At 43.9% G+C, this 6334-nt stretch carries 3 protein-coding genes; all 3 read right to left on the reverse strand.

Translation table 11 applies throughout. The features are described from left to right. Positions 1-45 precede the first annotated feature (45 nt). Complete coding sequence (locus ACT3RN_RS06565) at positions 46-1350, reverse strand: RNA-guided endonuclease InsQ/TnpB family protein (protein ID WP_192992435.1); 1305 nt, start codon at positions 1348-1350, stop codon at positions 46-48. A gap of 184 nt (positions 1351-1534) precedes the next feature. Beyond that, positions 1535-4105, reverse strand: a complete 2571-nt coding sequence (xdhB, locus tag ACT3RN_RS06570) for a xanthine dehydrogenase molybdopterin binding subunit (protein ID WP_192992436.1) — start codon at positions 4103-4105, stop codon at positions 1535-1537. Between the two features lie 261 nt (positions 4106-4366). Continuing rightward, positions 4367-5977 (reverse strand): xanthine dehydrogenase small subunit, encoded by a 1611-nt coding sequence (gene xdhA / locus ACT3RN_RS06575; RefSeq protein WP_192519057.1) that lies wholly within the window; start codon positions 5975-5977, stop codon positions 4367-4369. Positions 5978-6334 lie beyond the last annotated feature (357 nt).

Below are 6334 nucleotides of genomic sequence, written 5' to 3' on the forward strand. Positions count from 1 at the left end.
CCACTTTCGACAAGCTCAAGTGGGGGATTCTAAAAGCAAAAGCTCTTAGGTGGTTTTCTCACGAAGGCCACAAGTTTTCTGTTTCATCGGGCGACCTTTACTGCGTCCTCCCTCCACAGACAAAACGGCATGTCCTGCCGCTAATATATTACGAGCCGCATTAAAATCAGCGTTCGCAACATACATGCATTTGACGCACTCAAATTTGGACTGAGTTTGTCTGTTTTCCTTGGCGATATGCTGGCATTCAGAGCAGGTTTGGCTAGTGTGGCGTGGGTTTACTTTGATAAGTAATCCGCTGCGCCACTGCTGCTTGTACTCAAGCATATCAATCATCATGCCCCAGCCTTGATCTAGGATGGATTTGTTTAATCCTGACTTAGCTTTAACCTGACGACCTTTGTTCTCCACCGTACCACTGGCAGACTTCGACATATTAGCAACCTTTAAATCCTCACAGGCAATCATGGCGTGGTTTTTGCTGATGCTGGTGGTGATTTTATGCAAGTAGTCATGGCGAATATTGGCGATGTGATGGTGTAGCTTTTGAATCTTACAGTTTTGCTTTTTCCAGTTTTGGCTAAACAGAACCTTTCTGCTTAATTGACGCTGTAATTTGGCAAGTTTAAGTTGATTGGCTTTAAAACTGTTTTTCGGTTTGATGTATTCACCGTTTGAGGTGGTGAGTAGTTTGCTGATACCCATGTCCAAACCAATGGCGGTCTTAGAAGGATGAATTGGTTTTTCAACCTCACGCTCTGTGCCAAACGACACGTACCAGCGCCCTGATTTCTTGCTAATAGTGACGTTTTTGATGGTGCCGATGATGTCTTGGGATTTTCTGAATTTCACAAATCCCACGCCATTGGGTAGCTTGACGCGAGTGCCTTCAACACGGCAGTATTTGTCAAACTGCACCAAGCGCATGGAGTCGTTCTGATCGGACTTACGTTTCCATTGCGGCATCAAGGGTCGGCGCTGAATTTCAGTGCCATCCGCCAGTTTAAAAAACTTGGGCTTTTTTGGTTTCTTTTTATTCTCTTTATGCCTTGCATGGACTTTAGGATCAAAGAAACGTGACCAAGCAGAAGCGAGATCACGAATTTTTTGTTGTAAAGACACCGCGTTAGAGCTTGTTTTTAAGAACTCAAAATCAGGGTTATTTTTTAATGCCGTGATTTTATTAACGAGATTGGTTGCATTAATAAACTCACCTTTAGCAAACATCTCGAATGAGGCTGCCAATATTTGATTCCAAACCAAACGCGCAGAATCGACAAGTCGGGTTAGCATAACCCCTTGTTCTGCATTAGGCTCCAGCCTAAATTTATACGCTTTGTTGATCTTCATGCGATGCTCATTGTGAGTTAAAAGTATTACAATAATTAATTATTATACCAAATTCAGGCGCATATTATGTAATTTAAACATTGAAAATGATGCGAAATTCACCTCCACCCTAGCGTCGGGTGGAGTCCTCTTTCGCGGTTTTGATAGTCCTGATAATAGTGATGAGGTTTGTGGTGCTGATTCATTACTCACCGTGTGCAGGTCCTCTAGCCGTTGATACATTAGGATCTTGTATCGCCTCAGGCTGTTCATCCATCAGTGTACCTTCCGTTGCTGGCAAATGGATATCTTTGCTATGAGGCACTTGTTGTGGCTGTACTCGATCATCATCGATACCGCAGTTATCATCCACTGAGGTCAAGCTTTCAACCGCATCAGTATCTATACGCTCTAAAATCTCCCACGCTTGGCCTTGTAAGCGCATGACAGATTTCAATACAGCTTCTGGCGTAGCTGGCATGGTCAGCTCTGGGTTTTTCTTATAATCACCGACGCTTGCAATGGCATTGTTTATCGCACACCAAACACTAGCGGCTAACATGAACGGTGGTTCACCGACGGCTTTAGAGTTATAAATAGTCTGCTCTTCGTTTTTGCGATCGAACAGTTTCACGCTCCACTGCTTTGGTAAGTCATGAGCGGTTGGAATTTTATAATTCGCGGCACCGTTAGAAGCCAACTTGCCTTTCTTGTCCCAAATTAACTCTTCAGCGGTCAACCAACCCATTCCTTGGACAAACCCACCTTCAATCTGACCAATATCAATGGCTGGATTGATTGACTGTCCAACATCATGCAGGATGTCACAGCGTAGCACTTTATACTCACCCGTTAAGATATCAATTTCGACTTCAGAACAGGATGCCCCAAGTGCAAAATAGAAGAATGGACGACCCCATGCTTTTGAGCGATCATAAAAAATCTTTGGGGTTTTATAGTAACCGGTCGAAGACAAGCTGATACGGTGCTGATACGCCAATAGCACCAACTCAGCAAACGTTAATATATTTTTATCAGCGATATGAACGTGATTACGCTCAAACCTAATCTCCTCCTTGATAACGTCAAAATGTTCAGCAGCAAACTCAATCAAGCGTTGTTTAACCGTGATACAAGCATTCTGTGCCGCCTTGCCATTGATATCTGTGCCAGAAGAAGCCGCTGTCGGCGATGTATTTGGAACTTTATCTGTACGGGTCGCCGTGACTTTAACCGTATCTACATCCACGTCGAATTCATTGGCGACAATTTGGGCAATCTTTACATACAACCCTTGCCCCATTTCAGTACCACCATGGTTGATCTGAATACTACCATCGGTATAAATATGTACCAGCGCACCGGCTTGATTCAAATGTTGTACGGTAAACGAGATACCGAATTTAACAGGCGTCAATGCCAGACCCCAGCGTTTATCACTGCCCTCTGCTGCCGCTTTTTTATTGGCCGCTGTAACCTGCTGTCGGCGTTTATCGTATTGGTTATCGTCTGCCAACGTTTGCATGATAGTGACTAAATCAAAATGCTCAATCGGCTGCCCATAATGAGTGCTTTGACCATCTTTGTATAAGTTCGCCAAACGTACTTGTAGCGGATCTTTGCCTAGCGTATAGGCAATATGATCCATCATATATTCGGCCGTTAGCAAACCCTGCGGACCACCGAAACCCCGATAAGCCGTATTGGATACGGTATGCGTCTTACAACGGTGACCAGCTATCTGTGCCGCTGGATAATAATAAGCATTATCACAATGAAACATCGCGCGATCGACGATAGCATCAGACAAATCAGGCGAATAGCCACACAATCCAGCTAACTGCATATCAACACCGAGCACTTGACCCTCGTCATTGACACCAACGTCATATCGGTTAGCAAACTCGTGACGTTTACCCGTCACCACCATGTCATCTTGGCGATCTAAACGCATGCTCACTGGCACATTATGGCGTTTGGCAACGATACCGCACAGACAGGCCCACGCAGCGGCTTGCGTCTCCTTACCACCAAACCCGCCACCCATTCTACGTACGACTGTCGTCACAGCATGAAAAGGCAGATCAATAACCTCAGCGACGAGCTGCTGTACTTCACTAGGATGCTGTGAGGAGGTGTAGACTTCGAGCCCACCGTCATCACAAGGCACGACATATGATACCTGACCTTCTAGATAAAAATGCTCCTGACCCAGCATATGAATATGACCTGCAATGCGAGTATAAGCGCTGTCAATCGCTGCTTGAGAATCACCACGCGTCATAAAATGGCTAGGACGTACAAACTGTGATTGCTTTAATGCTTCTTCAATAGTGAGTATCGCTGGCAAAGGCTCATACTCTATCTTTGCCTTGAGCGTGGCTTTTTTGGCAGCACGATGACTGGTTGCAACGACGACGAACAAGGTCTGACCCACATACTCAGCAACCTTATCCACCATCAATGGATCGCCATCAAATACAGGACCGATATCGGTTTTAGCCGGAATATCTTTAAAGGTAATTACGTCTATTACTCCATCAACGGCTCTTACTGCACTGAAATCCATGCTCAACACGCGTGCATGCGCATGGATACTTTTACCGATGGCTAAATGTAGAGTGCCTTGCGGTTTCAGTATGTCATCGACATAAGTCGCCGTACCCATCACATGGCTGATCGCACTGTCATGTTTGGCACTGGTACCAATTTTGTTTTTGGGTGGGCGGACGCGTCGAATACTGTCGCTGTCAAATAATGAAGAATGATGACTCATGATGGTGATCTCTTATATTTTTGGTCAAACCTCTCACCTATACACTTGGCTATTGATGGTTTGACGGTATGATAAAAGCTATGTTGCGACGGGTATCATAAATACTTGATTTGATAGAAATATAATTATTAAGAGCTAATCCAATAAAAACCATATCAAAAAATCACGGTCGCAAAATCATAACTGTTATAAATATCTGTATGTAATGCATAACAATTTTGGGCAAGCAAAGCTTATGGCGAGTTTATAAATCGCCAATCTCTATGAGACGCTTGTTGATTGCCCCGCTGCGACTAACTGCTTGCCGCACTTGACCAATAGCCGCTGCACCACATGCATACGATACTCACGACTGGCTCTGACATCCGTCATTGGTGAGACATCCATCGGTAGCATTTTCGCGGCTTTCTCGAAACTGTCGACCGCCACAGATTTTCCAATTAATGCTTGTTGAGTTTTTTCAGCCAACAAAGGTATTGCAGCCATACCGCCCAGCCCAAATTTTACATTATCAATCGTCATATCATTTACCGATACATCGATCCTTGCCGCAAGTAGACAGGCAGAAATATCATCTTCATAGCGTTTACTTATCTTATGAATAAATAAGTGCTGATTGTCTTGTAATAGCGGGATATGAATGGCGACAACATAACTGCCTGCACGTAGCTTGGTTTTTTTATAATCCAAAAAGAATTCAGATAGAGGTAGGGTTTCATCAGTGTAATACGCTGGAGACTCATCACTATTACGATCCGTATCGCAATGGCGTAAATGAACCTGCGCATCTAATGCTAATAAGACAGGCGGTAAATCACCAATCGGTGATGCATTAGCGATATTGCCACCGATCGTCCCCATGTTACGGATTTGCGGAGAGGCAATACGCTCAAACAATGCTGCAAACTCAGGAAAATACTGCTCAAGTACAGGCAGCATTTTCTTGTAGCTCATACCAGCACCAAGCACTAACGATTTTGTAGATGTTGGCGCTACACTTTTCTCTCCATCATTTAATGACCAAGATTTCAACTCATCAATGGCAGATAGCTGAATAATAACGTCATGGTCGATAAAATGCTGCGTCACACTTAGGCCCAAATCTGTACCACCAGCCCAAATCGTTGCCTTCGGATTCGCTGCTAATACTTGATTCAGCTCATCAATAGTCTGTGGTATAAATAATTTCTGTGAACCGTGAGTCAATGCAGGAGTGATAATGTTTGTGTGTAGTGGATCAGCTGTTTTACGATTTGCCATCGCATCCGTCGCTAATGCTAGCGTAAGATCTTTCTGTGCTGCCTTCGCAGTATCTCGTTGCTGACCAATATCTGCCATTGCCAAACCAGCTTCAATAATCGGGCGGTAACCCGTACAGCGGCATAAATTTCCTGATATTGAAGCAACAATATCATCATAACTTAGCTCATCTGTCGTCGCATCTTTCACTTTTTGCAAACGATGATTTTCGTAAACACTTGCCAATGACATGACAAATCCTGGCGTACAAAAGCCGCACTGCGAACCGTGACAGTCCACCATCGCTTGTTGCGCAGGATGCAAGGAGGCACGCTCTGGATGATTCTCAGGATTGTCTGCGAGATAAGCCGCGGTCATCAAATGATGTCCATCCATCAATGATAACAAGGTAATGCAGGAATTTAGGGTATAAAAAGGCGTGGGATTGGCAGTCTCATTACCATTAGTAAGTAACGGCTGTGCCATAACGGTACACGCACCGCAGTCTCCACTAGCGCAGCCCTCTTTCGTATCACTCTGCCTTTCGTGCAGACGTAAATACTCAAGAACGGTTGTATTAGGATTAAGGTCGGCTATCTCATGAAACTTTCCATTTAGATAAAAACTGATCATGGCAATACTCGGCTATCAGGGTAAAAGTTATATAGAAAATTAATTTAAACTCTGAGAGGAAGTTATGCAATGCGGTCGCACACTGTTCCCAAAGTAGGATCAACTGTTAGTCAAACCTAAATCAATAAAAATATCTATAAGCATATGGGATAAGCTGACTGCCTTCTGAACTTCTGACTTGCTCAAGCTTAATCTGACTGAGGAGAGTGCTTCAATATCGTCACAAGATGTCTAAACAAATAGGTTTACGCAACAAGTGGATATAAAGATTGAAATAAACGTGTATTTAGGGTCTGTTGGGCAAGGTTGCTACTTTGTGTTTAAAGCTGACCTTTTGGTTAAGTTCTTACATATTAT

It is taken from the genome of Psychrobacter sp. AOP5-GZ1-6 (assembly GCF_052376345.1).
Classification (GTDB): Bacteria; Pseudomonadota; Gammaproteobacteria; order Pseudomonadales; family Moraxellaceae; genus Psychrobacter.

Excerpts from the sequence above, each read along its gene's own strand:
- xdhA (WP_192519057.1), bottom strand. The coding sequence starts at position 5,977 with ATGATCAGTTTTTATCTAAATGGAAAGTTTCATGAGATAGCCGACCTT.
- xdhB (WP_192992436.1), bottom strand. The coding sequence starts at position 4,105 with ATGAGTCATCATTCTTCATTATTTGACAGCGACAGTATTCGACGCGTC.
- ACT3RN_RS06565 (WP_192992435.1), bottom strand. The coding sequence starts at position 1,350 with ATGAAGATCAACAAAGCGTATAAATTTAGGCTGGAGCCTAATGCAGAA.